This window comes from Nocardiopsis sp. B62 (assembly GCF_018070675.1).
Taxonomy (GTDB): domain Bacteria; phylum Actinomycetota; class Actinomycetes; order Streptosporangiales; family Streptosporangiaceae; genus Nocardiopsis; species Nocardiopsis prasina.
This window is the reverse complement of the sequence record NZ_JAGPXK010000001.1, coordinates 16965-32875: the sequence shown is the minus strand read 5'-3', so window position 1 is coordinate 32875 and position 15911 is coordinate 16965. Positions and strand designations below refer to the sequence as shown.

Here is a 15911-nt window from a genome sequence, read left to right as displayed (position 1 = left end):
GGACTCCGTCTAGGCCTTGCGCCCGGTCAGGGCGAGGAGCCGGGTCTGGGGGTCGGCGTCGGGCCCCACGGGGACCTGTTCGGCGAACAGGCTGCTGCCGGACAGCACCGCCTGGTTCTCACCGGCCCATTCGAGGAGCTCCGCGACCAGAGCGGGATCGAGCCGCTCGTCGGCGCCGACCGCCCTGGCCAGGTCCCAGGCGTGGACCCCGAGGTCGAAGGTCATCTGCCACAGGTACACGTGGCCCGGGACGTCGCCGAAGGACAGGTGCACCGTCCGTTCCAGCGCGGAGGGGGCCAGCCAGGCGGTGCGGGCCTCTCGGGAGGCCACGGACCAGGTGGCGGCCGGTTCCTCGCCGAGGACGTCGCCGTCGAAGCGGTCCCCGACCTCCTCGATGCTCGCTCCGTCCAGCAGGGACGGCACCCACAGCTGCTCCGAGGTGAGGTGGTTGACCAGGTCGTGCACGTCCCAGTCCGTGCAGGGGGTGGGTCGTGCCCAGTCGGTCAGGGCCACCTCCGCCACTCGGCGGTCGAACTCCGCCATCGCGGTGCCGTGCAGGTCGACCAGGTCGGCCATGGTGTCTCTCCTGTGCTCGGATGCCGTTCCGGAGCTGCCTACCCGGTGGCCCCGGCCCGCCAAACCGGCTGGACCTGGCGTGCGAGACTGAGTCCGGCTCATGGAGCAGATCTGAGAGGTTGGACCACCGTGGAACGCGGTCATGACATCGTCCTGTTCGGCGCGACCGGCTTCACCGGTTCGCTGACCGCCGAGTACCTGGCCACCAACGCCCCACGTGGGCTGAGGTGGGCCATCGCGGGGCGGGACCGCGACCGGTTGGAGGCGGTGCGGGCGGAGCTGGCCGAGATCGATCCGGATCGGCCCCTGCCGGAGCTGCTGCTGGCCGACGTCGACGACCCCGCCTCGATGCGTGCCCTGGCCGCCTCCGCCCGGGTCGTCATCTCCACGGTGGGACCCTACGCCGAGCGCGGCGAACCCCTGGTGGCCGCCTGCGCGGCCGAGGGCACCGACTACGTGGACCTGTGCGGCGAGCCCGCCTTCGTGGACCTCATGTACGTCCGCCACCACGCCACCGCGGTCCGCACCGGCGCGCGGATCGTGCACGCCTGCGGTTTCGACTCGATCCCCCACGACCTGGGGGTGCTGTTCACCGTCGAGCGGCTGCCCGAGGGGGTTCCGCTGCACGTGGAGGGGTTCGTTCGTGCCCGGGGGAACGTCTCCGGGGGCACCCTGCACTCGGCCGTGGACGCCTTCGCGGACTCGGCGGGCATGCTGGCGGCGGCGCGGGAGCGGAGTCGGGTCGAGGACGGGCCGCGGGATCGGCGGGTGCGGATCGACAACCGTGGTCGGCCGCGCACCCGGCTGGCGCGGGGGTGGACCCTGCCCCTGCCCACCCTGGACCCTCGGGTCGTGGTCAGGTCGGCGGCGGCCCTCGAACGCTACGGACCGGACTTCACCTACGGCCACTACGCGGCCTTCCGGCGGCTCGGCAGCGCCCTGGGCGCGGTCGGCGCGGCCGCCGGGGTGATGGCGGCAGCCCAGGCACCGCCGTTGCGGAATCGTCTGAAGTCGCTGCGTCCGCCGGGCGCGGGCCCCTCCGAGGAGCAGCTGGCCAACGGGTGGTTCACCGTCCACTTCGCGGGGTCGGGCGGCGGCCGTCGGGTGCACACGCTGGTCTCGGGTGGCGAGCCCGGGTACGGGGCGACCTCGGGGATGCTCGCGGAGTCGGCGCTGTGCCTGTGGGAGGACGACCTCCCACCGACCTCGGGCCAGGTGACCACCGCCGTGGCCATGGGCGACGCGCTCATCCGGAGGCTGCCCCGGGCCGGGATCGACTTCGAGGTCCTGCGCACCGTCGAGGAGTGAGGGGCCGCCCAGGCCGGTTCCGGAGCGCCTCCCTTCCTACACTGTCCGGGTGACAGACGCGCCTGAGACCCCCCGTGGCACCACCCCGCCCATCGCAGCCGACCCCCCGGACACCCCCACCGGTGGACGCGACCCCGGTCCGGTGGCGTTCGTGCTCGGCGGGGGCGGGGTGCGCGGCGCCGTCGAGGTGGGCATGATCCGCGCGCTGCTGGAGGAGGGGATCGCACCGGACCTGGTGGTGGGGACCTCCATCGGCGCGATCAACGGCGCGGTGCTGGCCGCCGACCCCTCGGCGGCGGCGGTGGAGCGGCTGACCCGCACCTGGACCTCGGAGGAGGCCAACACGGTGTTCGGGGAGGCGGTGGGCCGTCAGCTGCACCGGATCGTGACGACCCGCACGCACCTGATCTCGCCCGAACCGCTGCGCCGCCTCCTGGTGAAGATGCTGGGCCCCGATCCCGCCTTCGAGGACCTGGCGGTACCGCTGCGTGTGGTGGCGGCCAGCATCGAGCGTGCGGCCGAGCACTGGTTCTCTGAGGGGCCGCTGATCGAGGCCGTGCTGGCCTCCTCCGCCGTCCCGGGGCTGCTGCCGCCCACCCGGATCGACGGCGAGCACTTCATGGACGGCGGGATCGTCAACTCCATCCCGATCGAGGCCGCCGTTCGGGCGGGTGCGCGCACGGTGTACGTGTTGCAGGTGGGGCGGGTGGAGGAGCCGCTGTCGCCGCCGACCAACCCGGTGGAGACGGCGCGGGTGGCCTTCGAGATCGCGCGCCGCCACCGTTTCGCCCGGGACCTCGCGACGCTGCCGGAGGACGTCCGGCTGCACGTACTGCCCAGCGGGGGTTCGTTGGACGGCGACGACAAACCGTTGGCGTTCCGGCGGCTGGACACCGTACAGAGGCGGATCGACCGCGCCTACGAGGCCTCACGGGGGTACCTGGCCGGGGTCGACGCCTGACCCGCTCCCCTCGTCGGTCCTGACCTCGACCAGTTGCCCGTCCAGGGGGTCCCCGCCGAGCTCCACGCGGCGTAAGCGGAGGCCGGGGCGGACCGCGTCGTCGCGGGCGCGGACCGCGCGGGGTGGTTGGAGGAGGGACTTCGTCGCCGAGGCCAGCGCCCTGCCGCCCGATCGGCCCGGGACCGCTGGGCACGCTGTCACCGGCACGGGAGACGCGACCGGTCCGGCCACAGGGCTGCCCGCGGTGCCATGACCCGACCGGGGCGGCCCCTGGGCCAAGGGGTGTCTTCTGGATGTTTTCACCGGTGGCGGCGGAGCCGCCACCAGTGTGAGCGGCTATCTCCCCTACAGTGCACCGCTACGCAAGCTCCGCAGTCTCACACAGCGGGGCCCGGCCATCCCTCGCGGGCCGTGGAGCGAGGCTGCCCCTGCTGTGCGCTGCCACGCAGGCTCCGCGGTGTCGCACAGCGGGGTCTGCCCGGGGTTGGCTTCTGAGCTTCGTCGGTGCGGTGAGAGGCCGCCTGGTGTGACGCGAGGAGACCGCGCCGCAGGCGTCCGTTGAGGCCGGTGGAGGGCGACGGGTGGGCAAGCACCGCGCCACAGGCATCCCTTGAGGGCGGTGGAGGGCGACGAAGAGGGAAAGCACCGCGCCACAGGCATCCCTTGAGGGCGGTGGAGGGCGACGAAGAGGGAAAGCACCGCGCCACAGGCATCCCTTGAGGGCGGTGGAGGGCGACGAAGAGGGAAAGCACCGCGCCGCAGGCGTCCGTTGAGGGTGGTGGAGGGTGACGGGTGGGCGGAGGGAGCCAAACCACGACCTAGGGCTTCACGTTCAGGGCGTACACACCCTCGGTGGTGGCCAGGACCACCACCCGGTCCGGTGCGGCGACCAGGTCCTCCAGGTCGCCCGGCCAGGTCTCGGGGATCTCCACGACCGGCTGTCCCGGGCGGTCCAGGTACCGGACGCGCAGCCGGTCCAGGTACCAGGAGCCCAGACCGCCGGGGCGGGCGTCCTCCTCCTGGTAGACGGCGACCGCCTCGCCCTCCCACTCGGCCAGGGACACCAGTGTGCGCGGCCCGCCGAGCTCGGCGACCAGTTCGAGGTCGGGCAGCGAGTGGACCCTTCCGGCCACCGCCAGCAGGGATCGTCCGCCCACCCGGGCCGCCACCGTCTCGGAGTCGGCGTGGCTCTCCACCTCGCCGAGGTACTCGCCGTCCTCCAACCGGTACACGCGCTCGCGGGGGTGTTCGTAGTCGGCGAGGATGACCGGGTCGAAGCCCGGGTCCTGACCGGGGGCGACCAGGAAGTCACCGGCGAAGGACATCCGCTCCCCCCGGGCCTCGTGGCCGGGCCGGGAGTCGGCGAGGTCGGGCACGGTCTCCCCTGTAAAGGGGTCCACCGCCCACCACCGGGTGCCGCCGTCACCGTCCTCACCGAAGAGGAGCACCACCGCCTCCTTGTCCAGGACGCGCAGGGCCACGTCGTCTGGCCACAGCTCACCCGGCTCGGCGAGGTCGGTCTCCAGCAGCGGCGTGCCGGTGCTCGGGTCGCGCACCGTCACCGAGCGCCGGGAGGCCTGGACCAGGACCGTGCCGGGCCACTGCTGCCCGTCGGGCGCCCGCGCCAGGTTGACCGGTCCCTGCGCCTCGAAGGCGGTGCCCAGGGGGCGCAGGGAGCGGGTGTCGAAGGCCCGGGCCTCGTACCGCGACTTCCTGGGGTCGGGGTTGGGGTCGACGTCGCCGTGAACGAGGACCGTCCGCTCCGCCAGGAACAGGCGGGGAAACCTCAGCCCCCTGCGCCACAGCCGTTCCGCGCGCACGCGTGAACCTCCCCCAGTTCTGTCTTACGTATCCGCTCGCCACAAAAACCGTAGCGGGTGCCAGATCGGACCGCTCCCTGATCGGGAAGGCCGTCGGTGGATCAGACTGATGGTTCCATACCCGCCCCGTTGAATATCCGGACAGGGCGGGCATGCCACATTCCCGCCCACGATCGGAGCGAGGCTACGGACAGCCGAAATCCTCCGGCCACCGCCGCTACACAGGCCCACCGGTGACCGAATTCCGGGCCGGACACGGCGCACGGGCCGCCTTCCTCCGGGGAAGACGGCCCGTGCGCCGGTTCGGGCCTCGGGAACGCTGCGGTCAGCGCGGCAGGCGCTCGGCCAACCAGGCCTCGACGTCGGCGGAGGACCTCGGCAGGCCGGCCGACATCACGGTGCGGCCCTCCTCGGTGACCAGGACGTCGTCCTCGATGCGCACGCCGATGCCGCGCAGCTCCTCAGGGACGGTGAGGTCGTCGGGCTGGAAGTACAGGCCCGGCTCCACGGTGAGCACCATGCCCGGCTTCAGTTCGCCGTACAGGTGGGTCTCCTGACGGGACACGGCGCAGTCGTGCACGTCCATGCCGAGCATGTGGCCGGTGCCGTGCAGCGTGTACCGGCGCTGGAGGCCCAGCTCGAGAACGCGGTCGACCGGACCCTCCAGCAGGCCCCACTCCACCAGGCCCTCGGCCAGCGCGCGCTGGGAGGCCTCGTGGAAGGCGGTGAAGGGCTGGCCCGGGGCCACGGCGGCGATCCCGGCCTCCTGCGCCTCGTAGACCAGGTCGTAGACCTTGCGCTGGAGGTCGGTGAAGGTCCCCGAGACCGGCATGGTGCGGGTGACGTCGGCGGTGTAGAGGGTGGTGGTCTCCACCCCGGCGTCCAGGAGCAGCAGGTCGCCCTCGCGGACCGGGCCGTCGTTGCGGGTCCAGTGCAGGGTGGTGGCGTTGGCGCCGGAGGCGGCGATGGTGCCGTAGCCGACGTCGTTGCCCTCCACCCGGGCCCGCAGGAAGAAGGTGCCCTCCACGAAGCGCTCGGAGGTGTCCCTGGCCTGCGGGAGCGCCTTGGCGACGTCGCCGAAGCCGCGCGCGGTGGCGTCGACGGCCAGCTGGAGCTGGGCCACCTCCCACTCGTCCTTGACCAGGCGGTGGTCGGCCAGGGCGACGCCGAGGTCCTCGTCGAGTTGAGCGGACTTGGCGCGGGCCTCGTCGTCAGCGTCGGCGCGCAGCTCGTCCACGAGGGCGTCGATCTCGGCGTCGTGGCCGCGCACCACGCGGGTGGTGACGGAGGCGTCGCCGCGAAGCTCCGCGGGAAGGGTGCGGACGTCGGCGGTGGGCACGCCGAGCAGGTCGGAGGCCTCGCCGAGGCTGTTGCGGCGTCCGGTCCACAGCTCGCCGTAGCCGCCGAGCCAGAACTCGCCGTTGTCGCGGTTGGAACGCGGCTTGAGGTAGAGGACCACGTCGTGGCCGCCGTCGGCCTTCGGGGTGAGCACCAGGCAGTTGCCGTCGGTGGTGTCACCGGTCAGGTAGGCGTAGTTGGTGGCGGCGCGGAAGGGGTACTCGGTGTCGTTGGAGCGGGTCAGGAGCTGCCCGGAGGGGATGACCAGGCGGTCGCCGGGGAAGGCCGCGCTGAGCGTGGACCGGCGGCGGGCGGTGTGCTCGGCCTGCTCGATCGGCTCGAGGTCCCGCAGTTCGGTGTCGGCCCAGCCGGTGGTCATCCACGCCGCGAGCTCGTCGGAGACCGACTGCGCCTGGCCGTTCTTGCGCGGCCTGAACACGGGGGCGTCGACCTCGGCCTCGGGACGCTGCTGCTCGCTCACGTTGTGACTCTCCAGAGTTCGTCGAAAGGGTGCGGGGAGCGCGGACCGCTGGTGGCGGTCGCCCTGTCCTCATCGTACGGGGGCCTTCGTACCCCTGTCCGCACGCCGGACATAGCGCTCCCCATAACGTCGGGACCAGCGCCGGTGTGCCCGTGCGCCGCCGGTCAGACCCGGTCCGGGGCCAGGTCGTGGGCGAAGGGGATGGCCTTCGGGTAGGGCAGGTCCTCGACGGTGGCCGGGTCCACCCAGCGGTAGCCGATCCGCTCGTACAGGGCGACCGCCTCGGGCTGGGAGGGCCCGGTGAAGAGGATGACCCGGGTGTAGCCGAGGTCACGCGCCGCACCCTCGAGCGCGCTCATGATCCGCCGTCCCAGTCCGCGCCTCCGGTGCCGGGCGCTGGTCCACACGCGCTTGAACTCGACGGTGTCGGCCTGGATCGCGCGGTCCCGGTGGTACGGCCGCAGCGCTCCCCCGGCCACGACCTCGCCGTCGAGTTCGGCCAGGACCAGGCAGCCGTGCGGGGCGACGAACTCGGTGACCGGGTAGCGGCTGAGTTCGTTGGCCGCGCCCTCGGCGCCGTAGCGTTCGGTGTACTCCTCAAGGAGCCCGGCGAGCAGCCCGTCCACCCGGGGGTCGTCGTGGGCCACCCGCAGCATGCGCACGCCGTCGGTGTCGGCTCGTGTGGCCGCCTCGGTGTTGGTGTCGGTCATGGGTGGTTGGGCGTGCGGGGACCAGCCTCCGGCTGGGCGCGGGACGCCCGTCTCCTTCCTGGTCTGGGCCGCTTCGGGACCGGTGCGAGGTGGGGGGAGCGGCGGGTGGTGGCGCGAGAGCCGGAGCACGGCCCCCGGATCACCCCGTTTGGGCCCGGTGGGCCCGTCCCGGCTAGTGTTCGACCATGTCAGTCAGCGAACGCACCCTACTGGGCCCCGGTCCGAGCAACCCCTACCCGGAGGCGACTCTGGGCCTGACCGCTCCGCTCCTCGGGCACCTGGACCCCGAGTTCATCACCCTGCTGGAACGCACCTGCGAGCGGCTGCGTTCCCTCTGGGGCACCGAGAACCCGCTCACACTCCCCCTCTCCGGTACCGGTTCCCTCGGCATGGAGACCGCCTTCGCCAACACCGTGCACTCCGGTGACGTCGTGGTGGTGGCGGTCAACGGCCTGTTCGGCGAGCGGATGTGCGAGGTCGCCGGGCGTTACGGCGCCGAGGTGGTCCGGGTGGACCACGAGTGGGGCCAGCCCGTGGACGTCCAGCGCGTCCTGGACGCCCACCCCGCCCCGAAGCTGGTGGCGGCCGTGCACGCGGAGACCTCCACCGGTGTGGTCAGTGACATCGGCGCGCTGGGCCGGGCCCTGCGCGAACGGTCCGATGACACCCTGCTGCTGGCCGACTGCGTCACCTCGCTGGGCGGAATGCCGATGGACCTCGACGGGTGGCGGGTGGACATCGCCTACTCCGGCACCCAGAAGTGCCTGGGCGTGGCGCCGGGGCTGGCGCCCTTCACCTTCTCCGAGCGTGCCTGGGAGCGCAGGGTGCAGGCCCCGCCCGTGTGGTACGTGGACCTCGGCCTGCTCGGCGCGTACGTGCGCGGCGGCCCTGGTGGGCGCGCCTACCACCACACCGCCCCGACCGCGATGGTCGCCTCCCTGGACGCGGCGCTGGCCCGGATCGTGGAGGAGGGCGTGGACTCCGTCGCCGCGCGCCACGAGGCGGCCGGCGCGCGCCTGCGCGAGGGCCTCCAGGAGATGGGTCTCGAACTGTTCGCCGCCGAGGGGCACCGGTTGTCCCAGCTGACCTCGGTGCGTGTTCCCGAGGGCGTGGACTCGGGCAAGGTGCGCGAGCGACTGCTGCGCGACTACAGCCTGGAGATCGGCGCCGGTGTGGGCCCGTACGCGGCGACGGTCTGGCGGATCGGCCTCATGGGCCACAACGCGCGACTGGACCGCGCCGAGCTGGTCCTCGGCGCTCTGAGGCGCGTCCTGGAGCGCTGACACCGGGGTGCGGGTCCGGCGCGGGGCCGGGCGCGGTCGGCGTCGGACTACTCGGCGTTGGGCCCGTACCTGTTGTCATGGTCGCGCGGGTCGTCCGGGTCGGAGATGCTGCCCAGGGTCATCGCGATCGGTGGCAGCACCATGGCCACCAGGCACATCCCCACCGCCCACCCCGTGCCGAGCAGGTAGTAGGCGGGGGTGGCGCCGACGAAGAGCACCAGGCACGTCCCCATGACGAGCGCGTACCGGACTTTCCTTCGTTTGACCATGTCACCTCCGGTGTCCCGTTGGTGAGGCCGCCCCTGGGACCCACGTTAGTCCGTGGGGTCGGCGCGGTCGAGGTCCGGCTCCGTTCGTGGAGGGCCCGGGCGTGCGGGGACGAGGGCACGGCGCGGGGACGCGCGAGACGCAACCCGTCCTCCACGCGGTATCCGGCCGCGAGGAGCCGTCGCCTGGCCTCGTCCGCGCTGCGCACGGTGGCTTCGTCGAAGAGCAGGTCGTAGTAGCGCTCGGGCACCCGGTTGAGCCCCGAGCGCAGCGCCCGCAGGCTCGCGGTGGCCGCTGCCCCCGCCCCGGGCACCTCCGGGAGCGTCCCGTAGGCCCTGCGTGCCCACGGGGGCAGCGTGGCGTAGGACAGCGCGCCGATCGGGAACCAGAGCGGTTTGAGCGGTGTGAGCCAGGCGAGTCGGTCGGGAATCCTGGGCCAGAGCAGGAAGCGCACCGCCTGGCGGGCTTCGGGAGTCACGCGCAGGCTGGGCCGGACGGCGGCCAGGTAGCGGCGCATGTCGGCGACGTCACGGGGAACGTCGCCGGGTGACAGTCCGACGTGGGTGGCGGTGTGCGCCTGCTCGTCGAGGTAGCGGTCGAGGTCGGCAGCGCTCAGTTCCACCCCGGCACGGTGGCAGGTCTCCAGGTACGAGGTGACCTCGGCGCAGTGCACCCACACGAGCAGGTCGTGCCGGTCGACCCGGTGGAGCCGGCCGCTGGCGGGGTCGGTGAAGCTCAGCGCGCGGTGGACGCGGCGGACGTGTCGGCCGAGTGCGTCGGCCTCGGTCAGACTGCCATAGGTGGTGACCGCCACGAAGTGGGCGGTGCGCAGCAGGCGCCCGGTGGGGTCGGAGCGGAAGTCGGAGCGCTGCCAGACCCCCTGCATGGCGATCGGGTGCAGCGCCTGGAGCATGAGGGCGCGCACACCCGCCACCCACATGGAGCGGTCCAGGTGCACCCTCCAGGTGACGCTCTCGGGAGCGGCGACCGTGGGCCTCATCGTGCCTCCTGGGGGTCCGGGGTGTTCCCCCTCGCCGTCCCCGATCGTTCCCCCTCTCCCGGCACGGGCAAACCCAGGCCTGACCCGGGATTGGTCGAACCGGGGGCAGGGAGGGGAGGAGGGTGGAGGGAGAGACACCCGTGAGTCGAGCGTGTCTTTCGAGTTCCCAGCGGAAAGGGGTCCGCACCATGTCTGTCAACACCAGCAGCACCGGATTCGACATCGAGGTCTTCCGGCGGGCCATCGAGGAGGGTGACACCGAGACGCTCGCCCGCCAGTTCACGCAGGACGCGGACATGGAGACCGTGGACCGCCGCACCCCGCCGAGCGCTCCCACCGTCCTCCACGGCCGTGAGTCGATCGAGGACCAGCTCCGGCAGGTGTACTCGATGGACCTGGAGCACGAGGTCCTGGAGTGCGTCACCGACGGCGACCACGCCGCCTACACGGAACGGTGCACGTACCCGGACGGGCTCACTGTCAAGAGCATCTCCATGCTGGACCTGGTCGACGGCAGGATCGTCCACCAGTCCATGGTGCAGGCCTGGGACGAGGAGTCCCCGGGCGCCGTGCGGATCGGTGACTTCGACGCCTCCGACGACCGCATGGAGTTCGACCACGGGCACGTGGAGTCCATGCGCCTGGGCGGCCTGGTACTGAACCGCCTCACCCTCGAGCCGGGGTGGCGCTGGAGCGAGCACATGGGGCCCGAGGCGGGCACGGACCTGTGCATGGCCACCCACTCGCTCACGCTCCTCCAGGGAACCATGGGGTTCCGCACCTCCGACGGCGCCGAGCGCGAACTGCGCGCGGGCCAGGTGGCGTTCGTTCCGCCCGGTCACGACGCCTGGGTCATCGGCGACGAGTCGGCCGTGGTCGTGGACCGCTCCATGGACGGCTGAGTGTCCGCCGCGCCCGGGTCAGTCGGCCTGGGCACGGAGGAACGCCAGTACCGCCTGGACGCGGCGGTGGGTGTCGTCGTCGGGCGGCAGGTCGAGTTTGGCCAGGATGTTGCCGACGTGCTTGCCCACCGCCGCGTCGCTGACCACCAGCTTGCGGGCGATGGCCCCGTTCGAGTGCCCCTCGGCCATCAGCTCCAGCACCTGCCGTTCGCGGGCGGTGAGTCGTTCGAGGGGGTCGGAGCTGCGGCGCAGCAGCTGCCGGACGACCTCGGGGTCCACGAAGGTGGCGCCCTCCACGACCCTTCGCAGGACCGAGGCGAACTCGCGGACGTCGCCCACCCGCTGTTTGAGCAGGTATCCCACGCCCTTGCCGTCGCCCGAGTCGAGCAGGTCGGTGGCGTAGCTGAGTTCCACGTACTGGCTGAGCGCCACCACCGCCAGCCCGGGGTCCTCTCGGCGCAGGCGCACGGCGGCGCGCAGCCCCTCGTCAGTGAAGTCGGGGGGCATCCGGATGTCGGTGACCACCAGGCCGGGGCGGTGCTCGGTCACCGCCTCGACGAGGGCGTCGCCGTCCTCGACGGCGGCGACCACCGGGAAGCCGAAGCGCTCCAGCACGCCCACCAGGCCCTCACGCAGCAGCACTCCGTCCTCCGCGAGCACGGTCGGTACGGGGGTCACGGAGTCGGGTTCGCGGGGATCGGTCCGCACGGCAGCTCCACTCGGATTCGGGTCGGCCCGCCTTCGGGGCTCGCGAGTCTCATTGTCCCGCCCATCACCGCGACCCGGTCACGGAGCCCGGTGAGTCCGCTGCCGCGGTCGGCGTCGGCACCGCCGACCCCGTCGTCGGTGACCTCCACGGAGAGGACGGCGGTTCCGTCGTCCTGCGGCGCGCCCGGGGCCCCTGGTGTTGCGGACCTGGGGTGTCCGGAGGCCAGGTGGGCACGCACGGTCACGGCGTCGGCTTGGGCGTGCTTGTAGACGTTGGTGAGAGCCTCGGCGACCACGAAGTAGGCGGTCCCCTCCACGTGCGCGGGCAGGCGGTGCGGGATCGCGGTCTCCACGGTGACGGGTGCCGGGCAGTGGTCGGCCAGCTCCTGGAGGGCGTCGCGCAGTCCGCGGTCGGTGAGCACGCGCGGGTGGATGCCGCGCACCAGTTCACGGATCTCGGTGATGAGGTCGTCCGCCTTGACCTGGGCCGCGGCCACTCGGAGGTCGGCGGGTGAGCCCTCGTCCAGGTCCACGCGGGCCATGCCCAGGTCCATGCTGAGGGCCACGAGTCGCTGTTGGGCACCGTCGTGCAGGTCGCGTTCGATCCGGCGGCGCTCGTACTCGAAGGCGTTCACGAGCCGGGCGCGGGACTCGGTGACCTGGTCGAGTTCGGCTCGCAGTTCCTCCTTGGGCGGTCCGACCAGGAGGGCGCGGGCGATGACCCCGTGGCCGTAGGAGATGAGCCCGCAGGCGTAGAAGAGCAGGGCCGCCGTGAGTGGGGCGGCCAGGGCGTAGGGCAGCGCCTCGGCCGGGGTGGTGAGGGTGGTCCAGCCCAGGGCGATCGGGCCCTCGTTCTCGTCGCGCAGCAGGACGGGTCCCGCCGCAAGGATCGCCGTGGCCACCGTCAGCGAGACGGTCACCAGCAGGCAGAGGCCGAGGATCGGGAACATGACCGCGGCGTAGGCGACCTCCCGCCACGTGGCGGCCTCGGAGTAGCGGGTGCGCACCCAGCCCCACAGGCCGGGCGGCGGGGGCCGGTGTCCGCTGCGGTTCTCCTCCGGCATCACCAGGTACAGGCGTCGGCGTTCCAGGGCGCCCAGGGGGATGGCCACCAGTGGGGCGAAGCAGAGCACCATGAGGAGCCCGAACAGGAACCACGACGTCAACGAGCCCGCGTCGTCAACGGTTCCGAGCCGCGCCACGAACACCGCCCAGGGCGCGTACACGGGCGACGCCACGACGACCAGGGTGCCCCCGACGGCCAGGGTCGTCAGCTGGTAGGCCAGGGACCGCCACGGCCAGGCCGAGAGCAGGTACCGGGGGCTGGCGAGCGACTGGAGCAACGTGCTCGGCCCTGTGCGGCGAACGTTCGGGGAGATCATGCCTCCACGCTAGGGCGCGGCTCGGGGCGGGGACATCCGCCGGACCCACCGTTTCGGGGTAGGGACGGCACTACCGGTGAACTGGGGCTGGACCGACGCGCGACCGCCCTGCTCCGGGGCGATAGGGTGGGACGACGTGAGCGCGAAACCTGTGATCCCCGATGTCCTGGCTGCCCGCTACGCGTCCGCGGAGCTGACCCGGCTGTGGTCCCCTGAGTACAAAGTGGTCGCCGAGAGGCGACTGTGGCTGGCCGTTCTGCGCGCCCAGGCGCGTCTGGGCGTGGACGTTCCGGCCGGTGTGGTGGAGGACTACGAGAAGGTCCTCGAACAGGTCGACCTGGCCTCCATCGCCGAGCGCGAGCGAGTCACCCGGCACGACGTGAAGGCCCGGATCGAGGAGTTCAACGCCCTCGCCGGTCACGAGCACGTCCACAAGGGCATGACCTCTCGTGACCTCACCGAGAACGTCGAGCAGCTCCAGGTCCGCGACAGCCTGCTCCTGGTGCGCGACCGCGTGGTGGCGCTGCTGGCCCGGCTCGGTCGGCTCTCCGCCGAGTACGGCGAGACGGTCATGGCGGGCCGTTCCCACAACGTGGCCGCTCAGGCCACCACGCTGGGCAAGCGGTTCGCGTCGATCGCCGACGAGGTGCTGGTGGCCCTGGGGCGCCTGGACGAGCTGATCGCCCGGTACCCGCTGCGTGGAATCAAGGGTCCGGTGGGCACCGCCCAGGACATGCTGGACCTGCTCGGCGGTGACCGTGCGGCGCTGAACACGCTGGAGGACGAGGTCGCCGCCCACCTGGGCTTCGAGCACCGGTTCACGAGCGTGGGCCAGGTGTATCCGCGTTCGCTGGACTTCGAGGTGCTGACCTCGCTGGTGCAGCTCGCCGCGGGCCCGTCCTCCCTGGCGAAGACGATCCGTCTGATGGCCGGGCACGAGCTGGTCACCGAGGGGTTCGCCGAGGGCCAGGTGGGCTCGTCCGCGATGCCGCACAAGATGAACACGCGCTCGTGCGAGCGGGTCAACGGCCTCACCGTGATCCTGCGCGGGTACGCGTCGATGACCGGTGAGCTGGCGGGCGACCAGTGGAACGAGGGCGACGTGTCGTGCTCGGTGGTGCGCCGGGTGGCGCTGCCTGACGCCTTCTTCGCCTTCGACGGGCTGGTCGAGACGATGCTGACGGTCCTGGACGAGTTCGGTGCCTTCCCCGCCGTGGTCTCCGCCGAGCTGGACCGCTACCTCCCGTTCCTGGCCACCACCAAGATGCTGATGGCGGCCGTGCGCGCCGGGGTGGGCCGGGAGACCGCGCACGAGCTCATCAAGGAGCACGCGGTGGGCTCCGCGCTGGCCATGCGCCAGGAGGGCGTGGGCAACCAGCTGCTGGACCGGTTGGCCGCCGACGAGCGCTTCCCGTTGGACCGCGCCGCACTGGACGCGCTGCTGGCCGACCGGATCACCTTCACGGGTGCGGCCGCCGACCAGGTGGCGACCGTGGTGGCGCGGATCGAGGAGATCACCGCCGCCCGTCCGGACGCCGCCGCCTACGCGCCCGGGTCGATCCTGTAGGTACGTGCGACGAAGGGCCCGGAGTGCCTGGTCGGATTCTGGTGGTCGTCGCAAACACCGATGACTAGCTGCTCGCTTGGAGCAGCTTGGCGAGGCGCTCGGCTGGGGTATCCCAGCCGAGCGTTTTGCGTCGGCGCCCGTTGAGCTGGACCACCCCTCCAGGTGTCCGAGTGAGTGCGCGGACAGATCGGTGCCCTTGGGGAAGTACTGCCTGAGTGGCCCGTTGGTGCCCGCGCCGCCCCTCAGGCGGGCTCGGGGGGCGCCTCCACCGCGGGGAGTTCGGCGGTCAGTCGCCAGCCGCCACCGGGGGTCCCCTCCGAGGTGAGTCGGCCGCCCAGGGCGTCCACCCGTTCCCGGAGCCCAGCCAATCCGTACCCGCTCTCGGGCGGCGGCACCAGGTCGCTCGGCGGTTCCGCGTTGGCGACCTCCACGGTCAGGATCTCCCCGCCCAGCCGGACAGACACGGTCACGTCGGCCCCCGCCGCGTGCTTGGCGGCGTTGGTCACCCCCTCCTTGACCACCTGGAAGGCGGTGCGCTGGACCGGCAGCGGGAGGTCGCCCGCCCCGGGGAGCCCGTCCCGGAGTTCGACGGTCATCCCCGCCTCACGCCACTCGTCGAGCAGCTCCCGCACCCGTTCAAGGGTGGGCTGCGGCTGGTCGGGCGCGGGGCCCGAGGGCAGTTGGCGGAGCACCCCGAGGATGTCGCGCAGCTCTCCGAGTGCCTGGCGTCCCGTCCCTCGAATGAGCCCCGCGGTCTCCAGGGCCTTCGGATCGCTGGTGGAGACCTCCAGCCCTCCGGCGTGCAGGACGATCAGGCTGACCCGGTGGGCGACCACGTCGTGCATCTCCCGCGCGATGCGGTTGCGTTCGGCGCTCACCGCCCGTTCGGCGAGCAGGTGCCGTTCCCGGTCGAGCCGTTCGGCCCGCTCGGTGAGCCCATCCACGAGCTGGCGACGGGTGCCCACGTACAGTCCCAGGGCCAGGAGCAGCAGCACGGCCATCACGCCCATGAACACGAACTGGGCTTCGTCCTGGTAGACGACGACCACCGCCGCCGCGAAACACAGCGACCAGGCGACCGGGGAGAGCGGGCTCCGGGCGAAGGCCGCGTAGGAGTAGACGGCCACGAGGGCGGGGACGACGTTGCCGAACCCCAGGAGTAGCAGGAGGGCCAGCACCAGCAACCAGAGTGGGTGGGTACGCCGGACCAGCATCGCCGCCGACGCGCACAGCGCGGGCAGGGCGACGTACAGCAGCCCCGGAAGCTCAGGGCCGTACAGCTCGGACTGGGTCTCGAGGAGAGTCCCCGTCCAGGCTCCGGCCAGGCCCCAGCCGTCCAGGGCCTGGATCTGGAACTGGACGGTGAAGAGCAGGGTGCCCAGAGCGTAGAGCCAGTCGGCGGCGGTCCCGCGCCACTCGCGTCGACTGAGGGGGTCCAGGCCGCGCCATCGGGCGAGGCAGCGGCTGGGAAGAGGGATCCGGGTGCGCATGAGGGCTGAGTTTAGGGCGCCCGTGCCGTGTCCGGGGCGCCGTCACCCGGCCGAGCGCTCGACCCCCCACCAAAGTCGGTGGCCGAACCGACCAAGGACACACCGCGACGGCCTCCAC

At 72.4% G+C, this 15911-nt stretch carries 13 protein-coding genes and 2 pseudogenes; 5 read left to right on the top strand and 10 right to left on the bottom strand.

Annotation, left to right across the window (positions count from 1 at the left end):
• Positions 1–9 precede the first annotated feature (9 nt).
• Positions 10–576: a TIGR03086 family metal-binding protein gene (locus KBX21_RS00160; RefSeq protein WP_210840597.1), complete on the bottom strand. Its 567-nt coding sequence runs from the start codon at positions 574–576 to the stop codon at positions 10–12.
• A 129-nt stretch (positions 577–705) separates the two neighbouring features.
• On the opposite strand from KBX21_RS00160, the gene KBX21_RS00155 reads away from it, so the two are divergent.
• The gene (locus KBX21_RS00155) at positions 706–1884 is read left to right on the top strand and encodes a trans-acting enoyl reductase family protein (RefSeq protein WP_210840596.1); all 1179 of its coding nucleotides are present in this window, start codon (positions 706–708) and stop codon (positions 1882–1884) included.
• Between the two features lie 49 nt (positions 1885–1933).
• On the top strand, positions 1934–2845 hold the full coding sequence (locus KBX21_RS00150) for a patatin-like phospholipase family protein (RefSeq protein WP_307869116.1): 912 nt from the start codon (positions 1934–1936) through the stop codon (positions 2843–2845).
• Between the two features lie 818 nt (positions 2846–3663).
• Here the strand turns inward: KBX21_RS00150 and KBX21_RS00145 are convergent.
• The 3 genes from KBX21_RS00145 to KBX21_RS00135 all read right to left on the bottom strand — a co-directional run bounded on the left by KBX21_RS00145 (position 3664) and on the right by KBX21_RS00135 (position 7194).
• Entirely contained in the window at positions 3664–4665 is a 1002-nt protein-coding gene (locus tag KBX21_RS00145; RefSeq protein WP_049568855.1) for a hypothetical protein, read from the bottom strand.
• Positions 4666–4990: 325 nt separating this feature from the next.
• Complete coding sequence (locus KBX21_RS00140) at positions 4991–6484, bottom strand: aminopeptidase P family protein (RefSeq protein ID WP_049568858.1); 1494 nt, start codon at positions 6482–6484, stop codon at positions 4991–4993.
• Between the two features lie 164 nt (positions 6485–6648).
• On the bottom strand, positions 6649–7194 hold the full coding sequence (locus tag KBX21_RS00135) for a GNAT family N-acetyltransferase (RefSeq protein WP_210840595.1): 546 nt from the start codon (positions 7192–7194) through the stop codon (positions 6649–6651).
• Positions 7195–7379: 185 nt separating this feature from the next.
• On the opposite strand from KBX21_RS00135, the gene KBX21_RS00130 reads away from it, so the two are divergent.
• On the top strand, positions 7380–8477 hold the full coding sequence (locus KBX21_RS00130) for an alanine--glyoxylate aminotransferase family protein (protein WP_210840594.1): 1098 nt from the start codon (positions 7380–7382) through the stop codon (positions 8475–8477).
• Between the two features lie 47 nt (positions 8478–8524).
• Here KBX21_RS00130 and KBX21_RS00125 read toward each other — a convergent pair whose 3' ends face one another.
• Positions 8525–8746 (bottom strand): DUF3099 domain-containing protein, encoded by a 222-nt coding sequence (locus tag KBX21_RS00125; RefSeq protein ID WP_049568867.1) that lies wholly within the window; start codon positions 8744–8746, stop codon positions 8525–8527.
• A 92-nt stretch (positions 8747–8838) separates the two neighbouring features.
• A pseudogene (locus tag KBX21_RS00120) lies at positions 8839–9744 on the bottom strand (oxygenase MpaB family protein); the annotation flags it as partial.
• A gap of 188 nt (positions 9745–9932) precedes the next feature.
• Here KBX21_RS00120 and KBX21_RS00115 point away from each other — a divergent pair.
• Positions 9933–10646: a nuclear transport factor 2 family protein gene (locus tag KBX21_RS00115; RefSeq protein ID WP_049568870.1), complete on the top strand. Its 714-nt coding sequence runs from the start codon at positions 9933–9935 to the stop codon at positions 10644–10646.
• An 18-nt stretch (positions 10647–10664) separates the two neighbouring features.
• Here the strand turns inward: KBX21_RS00115 and KBX21_RS00110 are convergent, their stop codons facing one another.
• On the bottom strand, positions 10665–11354 hold the full coding sequence (locus KBX21_RS00110; protein ID WP_049568873.1) for a response regulator transcription factor: 690 nt from the start codon (positions 11352–11354) through the stop codon (positions 10665–10667).
• Positions 11321–12736, bottom strand: a complete 1416-nt coding sequence (locus KBX21_RS00105) for a sensor histidine kinase (RefSeq protein WP_210840593.1) — start codon at positions 12734–12736, stop codon at positions 11321–11323. Before KBX21_RS00105 ends, KBX21_RS00110 begins: the two co-directional genes overlap by 34 nt.
• 136 nt (positions 12737–12872) lie before the next feature.
• Here KBX21_RS00105 and purB point away from each other — a divergent pair, with 136 nt between their 5' ends.
• A complete protein-coding gene (purB, locus tag KBX21_RS00100) occupies positions 12873–14303 on the top strand; it encodes an adenylosuccinate lyase (RefSeq protein WP_210840592.1) in 1431 nt (476 codons plus the stop codon).
• Positions 14304–14367: 64 nt separating this feature from the next.
• Here the strand turns inward: purB and KBX21_RS00095 are convergent.
• Both KBX21_RS00095 and KBX21_RS00090 read right to left on the bottom strand, forming a co-directional pair.
• Positions 14368–14531: pseudogene (locus KBX21_RS00095) on the bottom strand (IS30 family transposase); the annotation flags it as partial.
• A gap of 14 nt (positions 14532–14545) precedes the next feature.
• The gene (locus tag KBX21_RS00090) at positions 14546–15793 is read right to left on the bottom strand and encodes a sensor histidine kinase (RefSeq protein ID WP_210840591.1); all 1248 of its coding nucleotides are present in this window, start codon (positions 15791–15793) and stop codon (positions 14546–14548) included.
• Positions 15794–15911: the final 118 nt, after the last annotated feature.